We start from the raw sequence: 18,364 nt of genomic DNA on the forward strand, positions 1-18,364 counted from the left end.
ATGTCCCGCTCCACGCCCTCCGACGATCACCCCACCGCCGTACCGAACCCGCTCACCCAGCTCACGCTGGAACAGCTCCGGCGACGCACCAGCGTGAAGTGGGGCAGCTACGCCCCGGACGTGCTTCCGCTCTGGGTGGCGGAGATGGATGTCCCCCTCGCACCCGCCGTCACCGACGCGCTACAGCTCGCCATCGCACTCGGCGACACCGGCTACGCCCACCCAAACGGGTACGCGGAGGCGTTCGGCGAGTTCGCCGCCGAGCGCTGGGGCTGGACCGACTTCTCCCCCGGCCGAACCGCGGTGGTACCCGACGTGATGCTGGGCATCGTCGAGGTGCTCCGGCTGGTCACCGACCCCGGCGACACCGTGGTTGTCTGCTCCCCCGTCTATCCGCCCTTCTACGCGTTCGCCCGGCACGCCGGACGGCAGGTCGTCGAGGCTCCGCTCGGGGCCGACCTACGGATCGAGCTCGCCGCCCTCGGAGAGGCATTCCGGCGGGCCCGGGCCCGCAGCAAGCGGCCGGCCTTCCTGCTGTGCAACCCGCACAACCCCACCGGGGTGGTACATCGCCGCGCGGAACTCGAGGCCGTCGCCGAGTTGGCCGACCGGCACGGCGTACGGGTGATCTCCGACGAGATCCACGCTCCGCTGGCGCTGCCGGGGGTAGCCGTCACCCCGTACCTGACCGTGACCGGCGCCCAGAATGCCTTCGCGGTCACCTCCGGCTCCAAGGCGTGGAACCTCGCCGGCGTGAAGGCGGCACTCGCGATCGCGGGACCACGCGCCGCGGCCGAGCTGGCCCGAATGCCGGAAGAGGTCAGCCACGGCCCGAGCCACCTGGGTGTGGTCGCGCAGACGGCCGCCCTCCGGGCCGGCGGGGAGTGGCTCGACCGTCTCCTCCGCGGCCTAGACGCCAACCGCACCCGACTGGAGTCCCTACTGGCCGAGCACCTGCCCACCGTCGGCTATCACCGCCCCGAAGGCACCTACCTGGCCTGGCTGGACTGCCGGCGTCTCAGCCCACACAGTGCTCCACCCGACAGCGCGTCCGACGAGGTCAGCACCGATCCGGCCCAGCTGTTCCTGGAACGCGCGCGGGTGGCCCTCAGCTCCGGGCACGCCTTCGGCACCGGTGGTGCGGGCCGGGTCCGGCTGAACTTCGCCACCTCCCCCGGCATCCTCACCGACGCCGTCACCCGGATGGGCCGGGCTGCCCGGGAGGCGGGAACCACCGCCGCGAGATGATCCACAACAGTTGGCGGCCCAGAACCGGCGAGAGCCCGGCGCGCCGGGAATGTCGTACGCTACCGTTCAGCACGATGCTCAGCCGTCTCGTACGGGCATTTAGTGCCCGTCGTTCGCTCCGAACGGCGACCCGGAGGTACCCACCGTGACCGACGACACCGACGTCACCTCGTGGGCTCTCCAGGCAGGAGGCGGTGACCAGGCAGCTGCCGCCGCCTTCATCCGGGCGACCCAGCAACAGGTCCGGCGCTTCCTGGCCGCCCTGATCTCCCCAGCCGAGGCGGATGACCTGACGCAGGAGACCTACCTGCGCGCGCTGCGGTCGCTTCCCTCATTCGCCGGGCGCTCCTCCGCGCGCACCTGGTTGTTCAGCATCGCCCGGCGGGTCGCGGTGGACCACGTGCGGACCGCCACGTCCCGTCCGCGGACGGTCCCGATGACCGACTCCCACGACATCACCGACGCCGACGAGAGCGGCTTCGACCGGCAGGTCGCCCTGGAGCAGGTCATCGCGGCGCTGCCAACCGACCGCCGGGAGGCCTTCGTCGTCACCCAGGTTCTCGGCCTCTCCTACGCCGAGGCCGCACAGGTGTGCGGCTGCCCGGTCGGGACGATCAGGTCACGGGTGTCCCGGGCTCGGGCAGACCTGGTCGTCGCACTACAGGCCCGCTCCGGCGAGTCGGCCCGGCACACCGCAACCGGCTGAAGACCTCCCGTCCCGCACGGGAACCAACGCCGGCGCCGGTCCGACTACCGGTACATGGGGTGTGAGCAGTGGCGCGAGGTGTTGTCGGCGCAGTTGGACGGGGAGGAGACCCCGGCTGAGCGGGCGGCAGCCGACTCCCACCTGGCCAGCTGTGGTGGGTGCCGGACGTGGTTCGACCAGGCCGCGGCGATCACCCGCCGGGCCCGGCTGTCGGTCAGCGTGCTCGGCCCCGACCTCACCGATGTGATCCTGGCCGCACTTCCGGCAGCCCCGGCAGCCCCGGCAGGGTCAACGACGCGGCCGCCGTGGCGACAGCGGCTGGTGATCGCCCTGCGCGCAACGCTCGGGCTGACCGGGGCGCTGCAGGTCCTGCTGGGTCTGACCCAGGTCGGTCAGGCGGCGGCAGGCCCGCACATCCACGCCGGCGGACCGCTGGCCTCGGGCCACCTGTGGCACGAGGCAGCGGCGTGGAACATCGCCGTCGGTGCCGGGTTCCTGTTCGTGGCCGCCCGCCGCACCCCGCCGACCGGGCTGCTGCCCATGTTGAGCGCCTTCGTCGGCACGCTGGTGCTGCTGTCGGTCAACGACCTGATGACCGGCCGGGTGGAGACCGCCCGGCTGGTCAGTCACGGATTCCTCTTCGTTGGCTATGCGATCGTCGTGGCCATGTCTCGGCCGGGTCTACACCCGGACGGCCCGCCCACCGACCTCCGCGCTGATCGTCCCCGCTGGCGGATCCGGGCCGAGGATGAGCCGCCCCCGCCGGGGCTGCGGCTCGTGCCCCCGCCGGTTCCGGGTTCGGCGTGCCATCGGGACAACGCGGCGGCCTGAGCGTCCCGATACCGGTGATGTCGCTAACCGAATCATCGGGAACTTTCCCGCCCTGCCGAACCGACCAACAGTCGACACCGAACTCAGAGAGGTCCTACATGCCAAGCAACGTCACCGATCGGCGCCTACGCCCGGCCGCCCTGGTCGCCGCTGCCCTGCTGACCGCCGCCATGGCCGGTTGTGGCTCATCCAGCGACTCGTCAACGACCAACCCAACCCCGTCGGAGACGGCCACTCCGGCGGCGGATGCCCCCGCCGGCGTGATCGGGATCAACGACCCGTGGGTGAAGGCCGCCGACAAGGGGATGACCGCGGCGTTCGCCACCCTGGTGAACGAGAGCGACGCCGACGTTACCCTGACCGGCGTCAGCACCGAGGTGTCGCCGATGGAGCTGCATGAGATGGCCATGAAGGATGGCGAGATGGTCATGCAGGCCAAGAAGGGCGGCATCGTGATCAAGGCGAAGAGCAGCCACCTGCTGGAGCCCGGCGGCGACCACCTCATGCTGCTGGACCTGCAGCAGCCGGTGCAGGCCGGGGATGAGCTGACCTTCACCCTCGCCTTCGCCGACGGGCGGACCCAGTCCTTCACGGCGGTGGCGAAGCCGTTCACCGGTGCTGAGGAGAGCTACGACCCCGAGCACAGCATGCCGGACATGTCCATGAGCCCCAGCGCAGCGTCGTGACTGGGAGCGGCCCCCGCGCGGTGAGCCGGCGCGGTCTACTCGCGGGCGGTGCCCTGGCTGCCGGTGGCGCGCTCGGCGCCACCGTGGCCGTCACCGCCGTTAGCCTCTCCGACGACCCCGCGACCCGCCCCGCCGAGCTGACGCCGGTGGCGGAGATCGGGCTCGCCATCGAACCATTCCACGGGACCCGCCAGGCGGGGGTCGCCACCGAACCGCAGGCACACGCGGCGTTCGTCGCGCTCGCCCTCCGGCCGGAGACGGACCGGGAGGCGCTGGGGCGAATGCTGCGACTGCTCTCCGACGACGCCGCCCGCCTCACCCAGGGCCGTCCCGCCCTGGCCGACACCGAGCCGGAGCTCGGGCTGCTGCCGGCCCGGCTGACGGTGACCTTCGGCTTCGGCCCCGGTTTCTACCAGGCGGCCAACGCCGACGAGCGGCGGCCACCATCGGTGGCCGCCCTCCCGGCGTTCCGCATCGACCGGCTCTCCCCCCACTGGTCCGGCGGGGATCTGCTGCTGCAGATCTGCGCCGACGACCCGCTGACCGTCGCGCACGCCCAGCGGGTGCTGGTGAAGGACAGCCGCCCCTTCGCCACCGTCGCCTGGGTACAGCAAGGCTTCCGGCGCGCGGCCGGGTCCGAGCCGGGGCGCACCCAGCGCAACCTCTTCGGCCAACTCGACGGCACCGCCAACCCGAAGCCGGGCGCTCCCCTGGAGACCGCGGTGTGGGTACCGGACGGGCCGACCTGGCTGCGCGACAGCACCACCCTGGTCGTCCGGCGGATCAGCATGAACCTGGAGACGTGGGATCTCCTCGGCCGCACCGACCGAGAGTTGTCCGTCGGCCGGCGGCTCGACACCGGCGCGCCGCTGACCGGCACGGACGAACACGACGAGCCCAACTTCGACGCCCTCGGATCGGGCGGGCTCACCGTCATCCCGGACTTCTCGCACCTGACCCGCTCCCACGTCACCGAGGACCGGCTCCGGATTCTGCGCCGCCCCTACAATTACGACGGCGTGCCCAGCGCCGACGGCACTGCGGACAGCGGCCTGATCTTCGCCTCGTACCAGGCCGACATCACCCGTCAGTTCCTACCCATCCAACGACGGCTGGCCGAGCGGGACCTACTCAACGAGTGGACCACCCCGATCGGCTCCGCCGTCTTCGCGATCCCACCCGGCTGCCCCGAAGGCGGCTGGATCGGCCAGCAACTGCTCGGCTGACCTCGACAGGAGAACCATGCGGACCAACACCCGCCCGAGACCCGCCGGCTTCCTCGCCGCCGTCCTCGCCGCCGCCGCGCTGCTGCTCGTACCGGCCGCGCCGGCTGCCGCGCACAATTCCCTGAAGACCACCACACCGGCCAAGAACGCCGAGCTGGACAAGGCGCCGACCGAAATCACACTGGAATTCCTCCAGAAGCTGGATCCGGCGTTCACCACCATCGTCCTCTCCGACGCTGCGGAGCAGAAGGTCCCGACCGGTGAACCTGTGGTCACCGGGGCAAAGGGCACGATAAGCATCGACGGAGCTCTGGCGAACGGCACCTACACCGTCGCGTACCGGGTGGTCTCCGCCGACGGGCACCCGGTCCAGGGCTCGTACGCGTTCACCGTCGCCGACCCCGCTGGCGCCGAGGCGCCAGCTCCGACGCCGGCGGGGTCGTCCCCCGCGGCCGAGCCCACCACACCGCCGACGGAGCCCGCGACGGCCAGCCCGGTGGCGGCGACCGACAATGACGGCGGCGGGATCGGCACGGCGACGGTGATCGGCGGCGGAGTCTTGTTGGTCCTGGTAGCCGGGGGCCTGGTGCTACTACGCCGCCGACGCGGCACGGCCTGACCAACGGGTACCGGGCGGCGCCGAGCACCGCCCGGCACCCGTTGGCGCCGCTGTCCCAGCGGGATGAGCACCGCTGCCACAGGCGGGCGGCGTGGCCGTTGCCACGGCCACGCCGCGCGTCGCGTTGCGTTGCGTTGCGGCGATCACCGATCGTCCGCCGCGGCATCGTTGAGCAGCGCGGCGAGTTCGGTCACCGCCCGCGGACGGGCCCCCGCCAGCTCCGGAATCCGGTCCAGGAGCCGGTGCACCAGCGGCGCCCAGGCCGGCACCAGGTGTGCCGCCGCGAGCAGGCCCCCATCGGCAAGGCCGTCCGCCGTGGCTACGGTCCGCACGCCACCGCCGGAGACCACCGCCACCGCTTCCGCCCAGCGGAAGGCGAGGTCGACATCGTGCGTGGAGAGCACCACCGTCGTACCCGCGGTGTGCAGGTCGTCCAGGGTGCGCAGCAGTGCTTCCACCCCGGCCGGGTCGAGCCCGGCGGTGGGTTCGTCGAGAATGAGCAGCCGTGGGTGCATCGCGACCGCACCGGCGATGGCCACCCGCTTGCGCTGGCCGTAGGAGAGTAGATGGGTGGGTCGCTCGGCGAGCGCCGACACACCGAGCGCCGACAGCGCCGCGTCGCAGCGCCGCCGCACCTGCGCGGCCGGGAGCCCCAGGTTGACCGGCCCGAAGGAGACGTCCTGCCAGACGTTGGCGGAGAAGAGCTGGTCGTCTGGGTCCTGCACCACCAGCTGCACCTGCTGCCGCAGCTCCCGAAGGCCGGCCCGGGTGTGTCGCACCTGGGTGCCGGCGAGGACGATCTGGCCCGTGGCGGGCCGCAGCGCGCCGGCCGCCAGTCGGAACAGCGTCGTCTTGCCGCCGCCGTTCGGGCCCAGTACGGCCAGCCGCTGACCGGGGTCGATCCGAAGATTGACCCCGGTCAGGATCGACCGACCCGGCTGGTAGGCGAAGCCCACCTCATCGAACTCCAGCAGCGAGGCGTTCACCAAGGAGACACCAACCCGGTGCTGACCGTGACAATCGCGCCGAGCAACACCGTGGTCGCCGCGACGAACGGCACCGACACCCGGTGGGCCGCCACCTGCACGGCGAGTGACCCGGTGTAGCCCCGTACCGCCAGTCCCTCCTCCAGCCGCCGCGCCCGGTGCAACGCCCGAACGAACACCGCCCCCGCCTGTCCGGCCAGCGACCGGTAGGCGGTCCGCCAGGTACGGAAGCCAAGCCGGGCCGCCTGCGCCTGCCGGACCGCACCCACGCTCTCCACCAGCAGGAAGAGCATCCGGTACGTCAGCGCGGCAACCTCGGTGACCGCCGGGGGGACCCCCAGCCGGTGCAGTCGTGGCAGGACATCCGACAACGGGGTGGTGGCGGTGAACAGCAGCAGGCAGGTCAACGCCGCCACGGATCGGCCCGCGGTCTGTGCCGCCAGCGGCAGGCCGGCGGGGTCGATGGCCAGGCGCGCCGGAGCCGGCATCGACACCAGCAACGGGACCGTTGACGTGGCCACGAAGAGCAGCGGCACCCGGCCCGCCCGCAGCACCACGACCAGTGGCACCCGTGCGGCGGCCAGCAGCACCGCCGCGGCGCCGCCGGACAGGAGCGCGGCGGGCCAGGTGGGCAGGGCCACCGCGCAGACCAGCAGCCCGAGCGCGAGCAGCGCCTTCTCGGCGGGGTGCCGACCTCGCCAGGGACCGGTGTGGGCGGCGATGTCGAGGGCGAACACGCTAACCGCGCTGCCGATCGACGGCGTCGCGCTGCCGCTGCCGGGTCCGGGCAACACCGAAGTAGTAGCCGAGCAGGCCGGCGCCGAGCGCGGCCTGAAGGGCGAAGAACGCCGACTCCAGCTCGGCCGACGGCGGCTCGTAGATCGGCGAGAACCACGGCTGGTAGTCCGGGTGGTCGTCCACGATGGCCTGCTCGGCGACGGCGTCCGCGCCGGAGAAGGGCTCCTCCCCCGACCCGAGGCCGAGCGCCAGCGGCACCACCGCCAGGAGTAGCACCGCGAGCAGCAACAGCAGGTTCACCCAGGAGAAGCGCCTCATGCCCGTACCTCCGCCGCCGGGCGCAGCAGGCCGAGCCGACGCAGGTCGTCCCCGCTGGTCCGACTCAGCAGGCGGACCACCAGAACGGTCAGTAGTCCCTCGCTGATCGCCAACGGAATCTGGGTCACGGCGAAGATCCCGCCGAACTTCGCCAGCGCACCGCCGACGCCGGAGACCGGGTCGGGGAACGCCAGGGCCAGCTGGGCGACGGTGACACCGTACGTCGCCAGGCTGCCCAGGGCCGCAGCGGCGAACACCGCCGGACCCAGTCCGCCGCCAGCGCGACGGACCACGGTGTAGCTCCCATACGCCACCCACGGGCCGACGATCGCCATCGAGAAGATGTTCGCGCCCAACGTGCTCAGCCCGCCGTGGGCCAGCAGCAGCGCCTGGAACAGCAGCACGATGCCGCCCAGCACGCTCATCACCGGCGGTCGGAACAGCACCGCCCCCAGCCCGGTGCCGGTCGGGTGGGAACTCGACCCGGTCACCGACGGGATCTTCAATGCGGACAGTGCGAAGGTGAAGGCACCGGCCGCCCCGAGCAGCAGTTTCGAGTCTGGATCTGCACGGACCTGCCGGACCAGGGCCCGGCTCCCGTGGACGACGAATGGTGCGGACACGACGAACCACGCCGCCGCTTGTTCCGGAGGGAGATACCCCTCGGCGATATGCATCGAACGACCTTCCCTTCCAGCACCTCGTGGATGAGATCCGTGTCAAGGCCGGTCTCCTGGCTTCCGGATCGACGTTCACTCCAGCCTTCCCAGGCCTGGTGGGGCCCAGTGGCACAGTCAGAGATCACTACCCGGTCACAGTGGCGAGGGCCGCGCCGGTCTTCCACCGGCTTCCCGTGCACCTTGACGGCGAGAGGCTATCGGGCACCCGCCCGGACGGCAAGCTGTTGATTCGCGCCAATCGCTACGCGTCTCCGCCGGCTGCGGCGAATCGGACGCCACGCTGGGCCCACGGGCCGGGAGCTTCAGCCCGGGCCAGAGCCCGGTTTCCTGGCGGTCAGGAGGGCGTAGCCGAGCACACCGTCGGCGACCGCGGCCCGGGCCGCGGCCAAGACCGCCGGGGCCCGGGCGAAGTCCAGGCCGAGCTCCGCCGCCTGATCCGCGGCGGTCAGCCGCAGCACGGTCAGGCGCGCCTCGATCTGGTCGATCATCGTGGTGACCGCAGAGTCGTGCCGTTCGGTGTGGGTTGTCGTCAACCCCGCGCCAGCCAGCAGGGCGACGTACTCATCGAGGGGACGCGCATCGGCAACGCAGGCGATCCACGCTCCCAACCCGGTCAACTCGGGGGGCAGCCGGTCGGGGACGGCGACCACATCGGCCAACCCGAGTTGACCGCCCGGGACCAGCACCCGGGCCAGTTCCCCCGCTGCGGTGGGCTTGTCGGGGAAGGTGCAGAAGGCGCATTCGCAGACCACCACGTCCACCGAGTGCGAGTCGACAGCGAGCCGCTCGGCGTCTCCCCGCCGGAACCGCACCTGGTCGGCGAGCCCAACGGACCGGGTCACCCGGGTAGCCGCCTCGACGTTGGGGCCGGCGAGGTCCACACCGGTCACCGTGCAGCCGTACTCGGCTGCCAGCAGCAGCGCGCTGGTACCCCGTCCGCTCGCCACATCGAGTACGCGTTCCCCGCTGGCCAGCGCTAGTCGGGCGGCGAGTCGGCGGGTCAGCGACGCCCCGCCGGGATGGTACGCCTCGCCGAGGAGCAGGGCGAGCAGGTCCGAACCGTAGACCGCGGCGCAGCAGCCCTTCGGATCCGCCGCGGGCTCACTCCTTGTCACCGGATCCGCCGCCCGACGTTGGTGGCGTCCCGCGCCACCCGCCGTACGGCGGCGACGCCGTCGGGGTGCTGGGCGACCTTCGACCCGTACGGAGAGTCAGTGATCATCGAGCGGAGTGCGAGTGCGTTGGGCACCACGTCGGCGACCGGCACCCCGGACATCTGCTCGCGGACCTGTTCCCGGTAGCCGACCGAGTTGTAGGCGCAGAACGGGATCAGTCTGCCGTCCGGAGTGATCTCCTCGACGCAACACTTCATCAGCTGCCGCACATTGAGGGTGTACGGGTCCTGGAAGTCCTGGATCACGATCATGAAGGCTCGGTCGGTCAGGTTCGCCACCGCCTCGGGTAGGTTGACACCACAGGCGTCGGCACAGTCCAGCGCCGCGGCGGTCTGGGCGAGGCGCACGTTGGTCGTGTCGGTGCCCATGAATGCCGACGCCGACCACAGCTTCTCCAACGCTTCCCGGACAGCGGGGTCCGGCACCACCCGATTGGTGACGTAGTCGAGGTGGTCCGCCACATCCAGCAGCCGGGGAATCGGCACCACCGCGAATTCCTCGGTGCCGGGCGTGCCCGAGGTGAGCAGATAGGTGATCGACCGGCAGGTCGGGAAGCAGCACGGCACCGGGAAGAAGTCCTCGGCCCGGAACCAGTCGGGCCGCTGCCGCGCGACGAGGTGAATGATGTCGGAGTTGGTCAGCCGGGTCAGCGGGTCGAAGGGCGTGTGTCGGCCGGAGTGGGTGACCGGTTGGAACGAGACGCTCCGCACCGCCGGGTGCGCCAGGCCGTGGCTGATGATGGCGCCGAGTTCGTGCTCGTTGAGCCCCCGTTCCACCGCGGCGACCAGGGTGACGGTCAGGCCGACCTCGGCGCAGTTGTCCAACGCGCGCTGCTTGATCCCACGCAGGTCCCGACCCCGGATCTCCCGGTGTGTTCGCTCGTCGAACCCATCGAACTGCAGGTAGATGTTGACCGCGCGGCCGGGACGGTTGCGCTCGCCGAGCGCTGCCACGAACGCCCGGTCGCTGGCGAGCCGGATTCCGTTGGTGTTCAGGTTGACCGCCTGAATCGGACGGGCCTGTGCGGCGTCCACGAAGTCCAGGATCTGCCGGTGGATGGTGGGCTCTCCGCCGGAGAACATCACCACCTCGGCCTCGCCCTCACTCGCCACGAAGACGTCGAGCATCCGCTCACATTGCTCGAGGCTGATGGCGTACCCGTCGGGCTGGTGGCCGGAGTCGGCGAAGCAGATCGGGCAGTCGAGGTTACAGCCGGTGTTGACCTCGATAATGCCCAGACAGGCGTGCTGCTTGTGTTCCGGACACAGCCCACAGTCCGCCGGGCAGCCGTCGCGCACCTCGGTCTGGAAGGTCAACGGGATCGTGCCGGGCTTGTTGAATCGGGCGCTGTCGAGATACATCCGCGCGTCGCCGTACACCAACGCCTCGAACTGGCCGTGCTCCGGACAGCGCTTACGCAGGTAGACCTTGTCGTCGCGGAGGTTGACCTGTCCGTCGACAACGACCTTGCAGACCGGGCAGATCGACTTTGTGTACTCGACGAACACCTCGTCCCGGTCCCGCTTCATGGCTCTCACCATTCCACGCCACACTGCCCCGGCACGCCGGCTTGGTCGAATACCGCCCGGCGTGGCTGACCGACCGGCGACGCCCCGCCGCGTGCTGGTGGCCGGGCGGGGGCAACCCGGCGCTGGCGGGTCAGCGCGATACTGGAGCACGAGCGCGGAGCAGGGCCGCCACCTGGACACACCACTCGCGATTTTCCTGCTCGAAGCGACGCCCCCGCAGGCAGGTGAGGTACGGCCCGATCCGGTTGCTCTCGCGCAGGAACATCTCCTCGGTCAGGTCACCGCGCAGTTGCCGGAGCATCCGGTCGAAGAGTTCCACCTTGGCGGCGGCGATGACCGCCCGCTCCTCAAGCTGGGCGATGACCGGTGCCGGGTCGAGTCGGTCCACGGCCTGGACCATGACGAGCAGGTCCTCCCGGATCGACGACGGCTTCGACGGCACGGCGGCGAAGGTGGCCAGTTCGGCGAGGCCGGCGGGGGTGACCGTGAACAGCCGCTTGTTGGGGCGGTCGTGCTGGATCACCTGGCGACCGGTGATCAACCCCGCCCGTTCCAGCTTGGTCAACTCGGCGTAGAGCTGCTGGGGTACCGCGTACCAGAAGTTGGAGCAGGAAACATCGAAGATTTTGGCTAGCTGGTAGCCGCTGTACTCCCCATCGAGCAGCACCGCCAACACCGCGTGCCGCAGCGCCATCGCCACACCTCCCGCTCCGGGTGAGGACAGAGTCTTGGCGGGCCAGCACCGCGTCACCGACCCTTCCCCCGAACCATACTCAGTGATATGACTATTCCTGTTGAGGAATACCGGCGGCAGTCCTCCCGACCGTCGATCCTGCCCACCGGCACCCTGCCGACCGTCACCACGCCGAACGAGACGGCACCACCGGCTTCTCCCGCACCCGGGACTCCCGGGCACCTGGAAGGACACCCCCATGAAGCTTGGCTACACGACCGGCTACTGGTCCTCCGGGCCGCCCGAGGGCGTCACCGCGGCCATCGCCGAGGCCGACCGACTCGGCTTCGACTCCGTCTGGGCCGCCGAGGCATACGGATCGGACTGCCTCACCCCACTGGCGTGGTGGGGAGCGAGCACCTCCACCGTCCGCCTGGGCACCAACATCATGCAGATGTCGGCCCGTACTCCGACCGCCGCGGCGATGGCCGCGCTCACCCTCGACCACCTCTCCGGCGGCCGCTTCGTCCTCGGGCTCGGCGTCTCCGGCCCGCAGGTCGTGGAGGGGTGGTACGGCCAGCCGTACCCGCGTCCGCTGGCCCGCACCCGGGAGTACATCGAAATCATCCGTGCCGTCCTCGCCCGGTCCGAGCCGGTCACGTACGACGGTGACTTCTTCCAACTACCGCATCCCGGCGGCACCGGGCTGGGTAAGCCGCTGAAGTCCACCGTCCACCCGCTGCGCGCCGACATCCCGATCTTCCTCGGCGCCGAGGGGCCGAAGAACGTCGCCCTGGCCGCCGAGATCGCCGATGGCTGGCTCCCGATATTCTTCTCCCCCAAGGCGGACAGCTTCTATCGGGCCGCGCTGGCCGAGGGCTTCGCCCGCCCCGGCGCCCGCCGCGACCTCGACACATTCGAGGTCGCCGCGACCGTACCGATCGTCGTCCACGACGACATCGAGCGGGCGGCGGACCGGCTCCGACCCTTCGTCGCGCTCTACGTGGGCGGCATGGGAGCCAAGTCAGTCAACTTCCACCGGGATGTCTTCGCCCGCCTCGGCTACGAGAAGGAGTGCGAGGTGATCACCGAGGCGTACCTGGCGGGCGACAAGAAGCGGGCCATCGCCGCCGTGCCGACCGCGCTGGTGGAGGACATCGCCCTGATCGGCCCGGTCGCCAAGGTCCGCGACGAGTTGCAGCGGTGGCGCGAGACCGTGGTCACCACGCTGCTTGTCCAGGGCAATGCCCAGCAGCTACGCCAGATCGCTGACGTGGTGGGCTGAGCACCCGTCCAACCGATCACCCGACCCCGGTTGGCCCACCTGACTGCGGCCCGCGCCGCCGCGGCGGTGGGCCACCGGAGTCACGAAGTCAATCCACACTGACGGTCAACTGACACCGTCGTAACAGATGACCTGCCGAATCACGTCCCCGCGACCGAGAGCGGCGAGGGCGTCCCCGACCTCCTCCAGCCGCAGCCGGTGCGTGATCATCGCACTCAGGTCGAGTCGACCGGCCCGCCAGAGGTCAAACATCCGGTCAAAGTCTCGCGGCGCCTGCGACGCACCGTAGAGCGAGGAAGTGATGCTCTTCCCCTCGAACAACAGCTCGAAGGGACTGAAGGCGACCTGCTGATCGGAGCGACCGGCGCCCACGACCACCACCGCCCCACCCCGACGTGCCGCAGTCCACGCCGCACGCAGCGTCTGCGGCACCGCCACCACGTCGAAGACGGTGTCGAATCCCTCGCCATCGGTGAGCTGAGCTGACAGCTCACCCAAAACCTCCGGGCCACACCCGTGGGTTGCCCCGAAGCGCAACGCGGTCTGCTGTTTGGCCTCGACCGTGTCGACCGCGACGATGACGGCGGCACCGGCGAGCCGCGCGCCCTGGATCGCAGCAATACCCACGCCGCCGCAGCCGATCACCGCGACGGCGGCACCGGGCTCGACCCGGGCCGTGTTGATCACGGCGCCGACGCCGGTCATCACGCCACAGCCGACCAGCGCGGCCACCTCGTACGGCACATCGGGGGCCACCTTCACGGCGCCGGCCCGGGGAATAACGATCTCTTCGGCGAAGGCGCCACACCCGGCCATCGCGAAGACCGGGGTCTCGCCGGCCAGGAAGCGCGGCTGGGCGTAGCCGGCCAGCACACTGGTCAAGCACAGGTAGGGCTCTCCGCGCGCGCAGGAGGGGCAGGACCCACACGCGGGTAGCCAGTTGACCACGACCCGGTCCCCCTCGGCCAGGTCGTCCACGCCATCGCCGACCGCGACGACGTCGCCGGATGCCTCGTGCCCCAGCACCACGGGCATCGGGTGTGGCAGCACCCCCTCGCGCGTTGAGCGGTCGGAGTGACACACCCCGGCCGCTCGAACCCGGATCCGGACCTCCCCCGCGCCCGGCCCGAGCACCGTCACGTCATCGCGAATCTCGACTTTGTCGTCACCCACCGTGTGAAAGATCGCCGCGCGCACGAAATCACCTCCGAAAGTGAAACCTGTTCTAGCCTAGGGGTCGACAAGGGCCCGGGCAAGCGGCTGGGGCGCAGCCGGGGCGACCGGCATAATTCGACCCGTGACCACAAAGAAAGCCAGCAGCGCGGGCCTGCCCTCGGAGCGTCGCACCCACCTCGTACGCCTGGCCGGGGAACTGTTCGCCGAGAAGGGCTTCCGAGCCACCACCGTGCGGGAGATCGCCGACGCGGCCGGCATCCTCTCCGGCAGCCTCTACCACCACTTCGACTCCAAGGAGTCGATCGGGGACGAACTCCTCTCCGGTTTCCTCAACGAGGTGCTCACCGGCTACCGCGAGGCAGTCGCCGACACGGACGACCCACGCCGCACGATCGAGCAGTTCGTACGCTCCAGCGCGGCGACGCTGGCTCGACACCGCGCCGCCCTGACCATGCTGCAGAACGACTGGAACCACTTCCGTGCCGTACCCCGCTTCGACTATCTGCGCGACGCCACCCGGGAGATCGAGCACCTGTGGGTGGACCAGTTGGAGCGGGGAAAGCAGAGCGGACTTTTCCGCTCCGATCTGGACGCCAAGCTGACCTACCGACTACTGCGAGACGTGTTATGGATACCGACACGGTGGGGGCAGAACGGTAGCAACGGCTGGACTGCCGACCAGATCGCCGACGCGGTCCTTCGCCTGATCTTCGACGGCATTCTCGCCCCGGAGAGCAGGTCGGCTGGGGGGTCACCGGCCGGCCGCTCTCCTCGGGCGAAGCCAACGAGAAGCTGATACGCTCCCAAGCAAGCGATTGGTCACCAATGTGCCCGGCGGAGCCACCGACTGCCCGCGGACGAGGGAGCACCAATGACAGATCAGCAGTTCACACTGGATGGCACGGTCGCGATCGTGACCGGGGCGGGTAACGGTTTGGGGCGCGCAGAAGCCCTCGAGCTGGCGGCAGGCGGAGCCCGGCTCATCCTCAACGACCTTCCCGGCGACGCCGTCACGGCGGTGGCCGCCGAAATCGCGGCGGCGGGCGGCGAGGCGACGGTGTGCACGGGTGACATCGGCGACTGGTCCACCGGTGAGTCCCTCCTGAACGCCGCCCTCGACACGTACGGCCGGCTGGACATCCTGGTCAACAACGCCGGCGTCCTCCGCGATCGAATGGTCTTCACGATGTCGGCGCAGGAGTGGGACCTCGTCCTACGGGTGCACCTGCGAGGCCACTTCGTCACCACCCGCTTCGCCACCGCCTACTGGCGCGAACGCAGCAAGGCGCTCGGCACCCCGGCCTACGGCCGGATCATCAACACCTCCTCCGAGGCCTTCCTGCTCGGCTCGCCCGGCCAGCCAAACTACGCCGCCGCGAAAGCCGGCGTTGTGGCGCTCACCGTCGCGACCGCGCGGAGCTGCGCCCGGTACGGTGTCCGGGCCAACGCCATCTGCCCACGGGCGCGCACGGCGATGACCAGCGAGCTCATGGGACCCTCCCCCAAGGACGCGACCGATCCGTTGTCCCCGACGCACGTCGCGCCGCTCGTGCGGTATCTCGCCAGTCCGGCCGGAGATCCGATCAACGGCGAGGTCTTCGTGATCCACGGGGGCGTGGCCGCGGTGCTGGCCCCACCCACCGTGCGGGCAAGTTTCCACACCAATGGCGAGTCCTGGTCGCCCACCGCCCTCCACGACGCCCTGGGACCTCTCTTCGGCGAGCAGGCCTCCGGAGCGGGCTACGCCTGCGAGGCCACCCTGCCGCTGGCGGCGACCACGTTCGGCGAGGGCCGGTAGCCAACCCAGGGGTGCGGCAGAGCGGCGGCGACCGACGGTTTCGCCGCCGCCTCCCGCCGCAGCAACTGCCGCCGGCCGCCGGTCACCGGTCACCGGTCACCGGTCACCGGTCACCGGTCACCGGTCAGGACACCCCACCGGGTCGGCGACGACGCCCGCCCCCTACATGAGCTCATCCGTGGTAGGCAGGAGGACGGTCTTCACCTCGGTGAATGACTCCGCCGAGCCGCGCCCGCCCTCCCGACCGAGACCGGACTGGCCGAATCCGCCGAAGGCCGCGTGCGGCTCTACCTGGTAACCATTGACGCCGACGGTTCCGGCTCGCACGGCTCGGGTCAGCCGCATGGCCCGCTTCACATCGCTGGTCCACACCGTGGCGGCGAGTCCGTAATCGGTGTCGTTCGCCAGGCGTACCGCCTCCTGTTCGTCGGTGAACGGCGTCACCCCGAGCACCGGGCCGAAGATCTCCTCCCGGGCGATGGCCATGTCGCTGGTCACGTCGGCGAAGAGTGCCGGCGTCACGAAGTTGCCGGCAGCCAGCTCTCCGCCAACCCGTTCACCGCCGCAGACCAGGCGGGCCCCCTCCGCCTGCCCCTTCCCGACATAGCCGAGCACCCGGTCCAGCTGCCGCGGGTTGATCAGCGGCGAGGCGGTGGTCTCGGCGTCGAAGGGATCTCCGTAGTTCACCAGGGCGGTTGCACCGGCGGCGACTGACAGGAAGTCGTCGTAGACCTCCCGCTGGACCAGCGCGCGGGTATGGGCCACGCAGACCTGGCCCGACAGGCCCACCGTGACCGTTCCCATGGTCAGTGCCGCTGCGGCGTAGATGTCGGCATCGGCGAAGACAATCGACGGGCTCTTTCCCCCGAGTTCCAGACTCACCCTGGTGATCCTGTCCGCCGCCGCATGCAGGATGCGCCGGCCGACCGCACGGCTACCGGTAAAGGTGATCTTGTCTACCAGCGGGTGGGTGACCAGCGCCTCGCCGGTGGTCTCCCCGGGCCCGGTCACCACATTGAGCACACCCGGCGGTACGCCCGCCTCCTCTAGAATCCGCACCAGTCGCAGTACGGCGAAGGTCGCGTACTCCGACGGCTTCAGCACCACGGTGCACCCGGTGGCCAACGCCGGCGCGAGCTTCTGCGCCGCCAGCAGGAGGGGCGCATTCCATGGGATGACCGCCGCCACCACCCCGATCGGCTCGCGCAGGGTGAACACCATGTGATCACCCCCCTGGTAGGGCGACAGCGTTTCACCAGCCAGTTTGTCGACCCAGCCCGCGTGGTGATCAAAAATGTCGGCCGCGCACTCGGCCGACACCGCATAGGCGTCGCCAAAGCTCAACGGAACGCTGTTGTCGAGCGCCTGGAGCGCAAGCAGTTCATCGGCGTGCTCCCGGATGAGGTCAGCGGTCCGCCGCAGCACCCGGATGCGCTCCTTCGCCCGGCTGTGGGGCCAGGGCCCCTCGTCGAATGCGGTTCGGGCGGCTCGGACGGCGGTGTCCACGTCGGCGCCGTCCGCGACCGCGAACTCCCCCACCTCCTCACCCGTCGCCGGATGTAGGTGCACCCACGTCCGGTCGTCCCGCGACGGCCGCCAGTCACCGGCAAGGAGCAGTTCCCCCCGGGTCAGTCCCACCGCGTCCCGTCGTGCCCTAATCGAGAGAACCATGCCCACCTCCACAGCCGACCAGGTATAACTCGTTCTATTTCTCGGCAGGATACGCCGAACCCGTGTGCACTGCCAGGCTCCGGGTCAGGCATCGATACACAGCTCGGCTTCGTGATAGATTCTGCCAAGCAAGCGCTAGGTAGCACGGCGGTGTGGACGGCGTTCGGGGATGGCCACGCGTGTCGCTATCCGTTGCGGAGCATGCGGTGGCCTCCGTTCCGGAGCATCCGGTGGAGCTGGAGGAAGTCAACGATGGGCATCGACATTCGCGGCGACGAACGGATCAGCGAGGTGGTCATCGCCATCCCCCCGGTCAACGCCCTGGCTAGCGACGACTGGTTCGCACTGGCCGATGCCATCCACACCGCTGCGGCCAGCCCCACCACGTCGGCCGTGATCCTCAGCGCCGAGGGGCGAGGTTTCTGTGCCGGTGTGGACCTCAAGGAACTCCAGCACAGCACCGACCACGCGGCGCTGATCGGGGTCAACCGGGGCTGCTATGCCGCCTTCGCCGCCGTCTACGAGTGTCCGGTGCCGGTCGTGGCAGCCGTCCACGGGTTCTGCCTCGGCGGCGGTGTCGGCCTCGCCGGCACCGCCGACATCGTGGTGGCCGCCGACGATGCCACCTTCGGGCTACCGGAGGTGGACCGGGGTGCCTTGGGCGCAGCGACACACCTGTCCCGACTGGTGCCGCAGCAGCTCATGCGGGCGATGGTCTACACCTGCCGACAGATCACCGCGCCCCAGCTGCGGGACTTCGGGTCGGTGCTCGACGTGGTGCCACGGGAACGACTGGCGGCCACGGCTCGCCGGGTGGCCGAGGAGATCGCGGCCAAGGACCCGGTCATCATTCGCCGGGCAAAGGAGTCCCTCAACGGGATCGACCCTATTGACCTCCGCCGGTCCTACCGCTACGAGCAGGGCTTCACCTACGAACTGAACCTCGCGGGCGTGTCCGACCGGGCCAGACAGAGCTTCTTCGACCGAGGCAAGCACTGACGGACCGACGAGGGAGGGTG

General features: G+C 70.4%; 19 protein-coding genes and 1 riboswitch. Of the genes, 10 read left to right on the forward strand and 9 right to left on the reverse strand.

The features are described 5' to 3' along the window. The 6 genes from B118_RS27845 (at position 1) to B118_RS0102860 (ending at position 5,316) form a co-directional block, all read left to right on the forward strand. On the forward strand, positions 1–1,248 hold the full coding sequence (locus B118_RS27845; protein WP_043540978.1) for a MalY/PatB family protein: 1,248 nt from the start codon (positions 1–3) through the stop codon (positions 1,246–1,248). Between the two features lie 145 nt (positions 1,249–1,393). After that, positions 1,394–1,954 carry a sigma-70 family RNA polymerase sigma factor gene (locus tag B118_RS0102840; protein ID WP_018219421.1) on the forward strand — a complete coding sequence of 187 codons (561 nt, stop codon included), beginning with the start codon at positions 1,394–1,396 and terminating at the stop codon, positions 1,952–1,954. Positions 1,955–2,008: 54 nt separating this feature from the next. Further along, a complete protein-coding gene (locus B118_RS0102845; RefSeq protein ID WP_028192342.1) occupies positions 2,009–2,785 on the forward strand; it encodes a zf-HC2 domain-containing protein in 777 nt (258 codons plus the stop codon). A gap of 98 nt (positions 2,786–2,883) precedes the next feature. Further along, on the forward strand, positions 2,884–3,471 hold the full coding sequence (locus B118_RS0102850) for a copper chaperone PCu(A)C (protein ID WP_028192343.1): 588 nt from the start codon (positions 2,884–2,886) through the stop codon (positions 3,469–3,471). Then, a complete protein-coding gene (locus B118_RS0102855; protein ID WP_026270520.1) occupies positions 3,468–4,697 on the forward strand; it encodes a Dyp-type peroxidase in 1,230 nt (409 codons plus the stop codon). The genes B118_RS0102850 and B118_RS0102855 overlap by 4 nt, the downstream gene beginning before the upstream one ends. A gap of 16 nt (positions 4,698–4,713) precedes the next feature. Continuing rightward, positions 4,714–5,316, forward strand: coding sequence for a copper resistance CopC family protein (locus tag B118_RS0102860; RefSeq protein WP_018219417.1), 603 nt, complete (start codon positions 4,714–4,716; stop codon positions 5,314–5,316). Between the two features lie 143 nt (positions 5,317–5,459). On the opposite strand, the gene B118_RS0102865 is transcribed toward B118_RS0102860, so the two are convergent. From B118_RS0102865 to B118_RS0102895, 7 genes are all read right to left on the reverse strand, one after another. Further along, positions 5,460–6,302 (reverse strand): energy-coupling factor ABC transporter ATP-binding protein, encoded by an 843-nt coding sequence (locus tag B118_RS0102865; RefSeq protein ID WP_018219416.1) that lies wholly within the window; start codon positions 6,300–6,302, stop codon positions 5,460–5,462. Beyond that, on the reverse strand, positions 6,299–7,039 hold the full coding sequence (cbiQ, locus tag B118_RS0102870) for a cobalt ECF transporter T component CbiQ (RefSeq protein WP_018219415.1): 741 nt from the start codon (positions 7,037–7,039) through the stop codon (positions 6,299–6,301). The genes B118_RS0102865 and cbiQ overlap by 4 nt, the downstream gene beginning before the upstream one ends. Before the next feature lies 1 nt (position 7,040). Then, positions 7,041–7,358 (reverse strand): energy-coupling factor ABC transporter substrate-binding protein, encoded by a 318-nt coding sequence (locus B118_RS0102875; protein ID WP_018219414.1) that lies wholly within the window; start codon positions 7,356–7,358, stop codon positions 7,041–7,043. Continuing rightward, a complete protein-coding gene (locus B118_RS0102880) occupies positions 7,355–8,035 on the reverse strand; it encodes an energy-coupling factor ABC transporter permease (protein ID WP_018219413.1) in 681 nt (226 codons plus the stop codon). Before B118_RS0102880 ends, B118_RS0102875 begins: the two co-directional genes overlap by 4 nt. Before the next feature lie 29 nt (positions 8,036–8,064). After that, positions 8,065–8,236, reverse strand: a riboswitch (cobalamin riboswitch). A gap of 104 nt (positions 8,237–8,340) precedes the next feature. Next, complete coding sequence (locus B118_RS0102885) at positions 8,341–9,153, reverse strand: class I SAM-dependent methyltransferase (protein ID WP_028192344.1); 813 nt, start codon at positions 9,151–9,153, stop codon at positions 8,341–8,343. Continuing rightward, positions 9,150–10,742 (reverse strand): radical SAM protein, encoded by a 1,593-nt coding sequence (locus B118_RS0102890; RefSeq protein ID WP_018219411.1) that lies wholly within the window; start codon positions 10,740–10,742, stop codon positions 9,150–9,152. Before B118_RS0102890 ends, B118_RS0102885 begins: the two co-directional genes overlap by 4 nt. A gap of 130 nt (positions 10,743–10,872) precedes the next feature. Then, positions 10,873–11,436 (reverse strand): PadR family transcriptional regulator, encoded by a 564-nt coding sequence (locus tag B118_RS0102895; RefSeq protein ID WP_018219410.1) that lies wholly within the window; start codon positions 11,434–11,436, stop codon positions 10,873–10,875. Positions 11,437–11,674: 238 nt separating this feature from the next. On the opposite strand from B118_RS0102895, the gene B118_RS0102900 reads away from it, so the two are divergent. Further along, positions 11,675–12,700 carry an LLM class F420-dependent oxidoreductase gene (locus B118_RS0102900; RefSeq protein WP_018219409.1) on the forward strand — a complete coding sequence of 342 codons (1,026 nt, stop codon included), beginning with the start codon at positions 11,675–11,677 and terminating at the stop codon, positions 12,698–12,700. Between the two features lie 105 nt (positions 12,701–12,805). Here the strand turns inward: B118_RS0102900 and B118_RS0102905 are convergent, their stop codons facing one another. Then, positions 12,806–13,897, reverse strand: coding sequence for a Zn-dependent alcohol dehydrogenase (locus B118_RS0102905; RefSeq protein WP_018219408.1), 1,092 nt, complete (start codon positions 13,895–13,897; stop codon positions 12,806–12,808). A 100-nt stretch (positions 13,898–13,997) separates the two neighbouring features. Between B118_RS0102905 and B118_RS0102910 the strand changes: the two genes are divergently transcribed. Beyond that, complete coding sequence (locus B118_RS0102910) at positions 13,998–14,672, forward strand: TetR/AcrR family transcriptional regulator (RefSeq protein WP_018219407.1); 675 nt, start codon at positions 13,998–14,000, stop codon at positions 14,670–14,672. Positions 14,673–14,747: 75 nt separating this feature from the next. Further along, a complete protein-coding gene (locus tag B118_RS0102915; RefSeq protein ID WP_018827162.1) occupies positions 14,748–15,674 on the forward strand; it encodes an SDR family NAD(P)-dependent oxidoreductase in 927 nt (308 codons plus the stop codon). Between the two features lie 162 nt (positions 15,675–15,836). Here B118_RS0102915 and B118_RS0102920 read toward each other — a convergent pair whose 3' ends face one another. Beyond that, positions 15,837–17,345 (reverse strand): aldehyde dehydrogenase family protein, encoded by a 1,509-nt coding sequence (locus tag B118_RS0102920; protein ID WP_028185164.1) that lies wholly within the window; start codon positions 17,343–17,345, stop codon positions 15,837–15,839. 252 nt (positions 17,346–17,597) lie between these two features. Here B118_RS0102920 and B118_RS0102925 point away from each other — a divergent pair, with 252 nt between their 5' ends. Further along, positions 17,598–18,344 (forward strand): enoyl-CoA hydratase family protein, encoded by a 747-nt coding sequence (locus B118_RS0102925; protein WP_018219404.1) that lies wholly within the window; start codon positions 17,598–17,600, stop codon positions 18,342–18,344. Positions 18,345–18,364: the final 20 nt, after the last annotated feature.

It is taken from the genome of Salinispora pacifica CNR114 (assembly GCF_000514775.1).
Taxonomy (GTDB): Bacteria; Actinomycetota; Actinomycetes; order Mycobacteriales; family Micromonosporaceae; genus Micromonospora; species Micromonospora pacifica.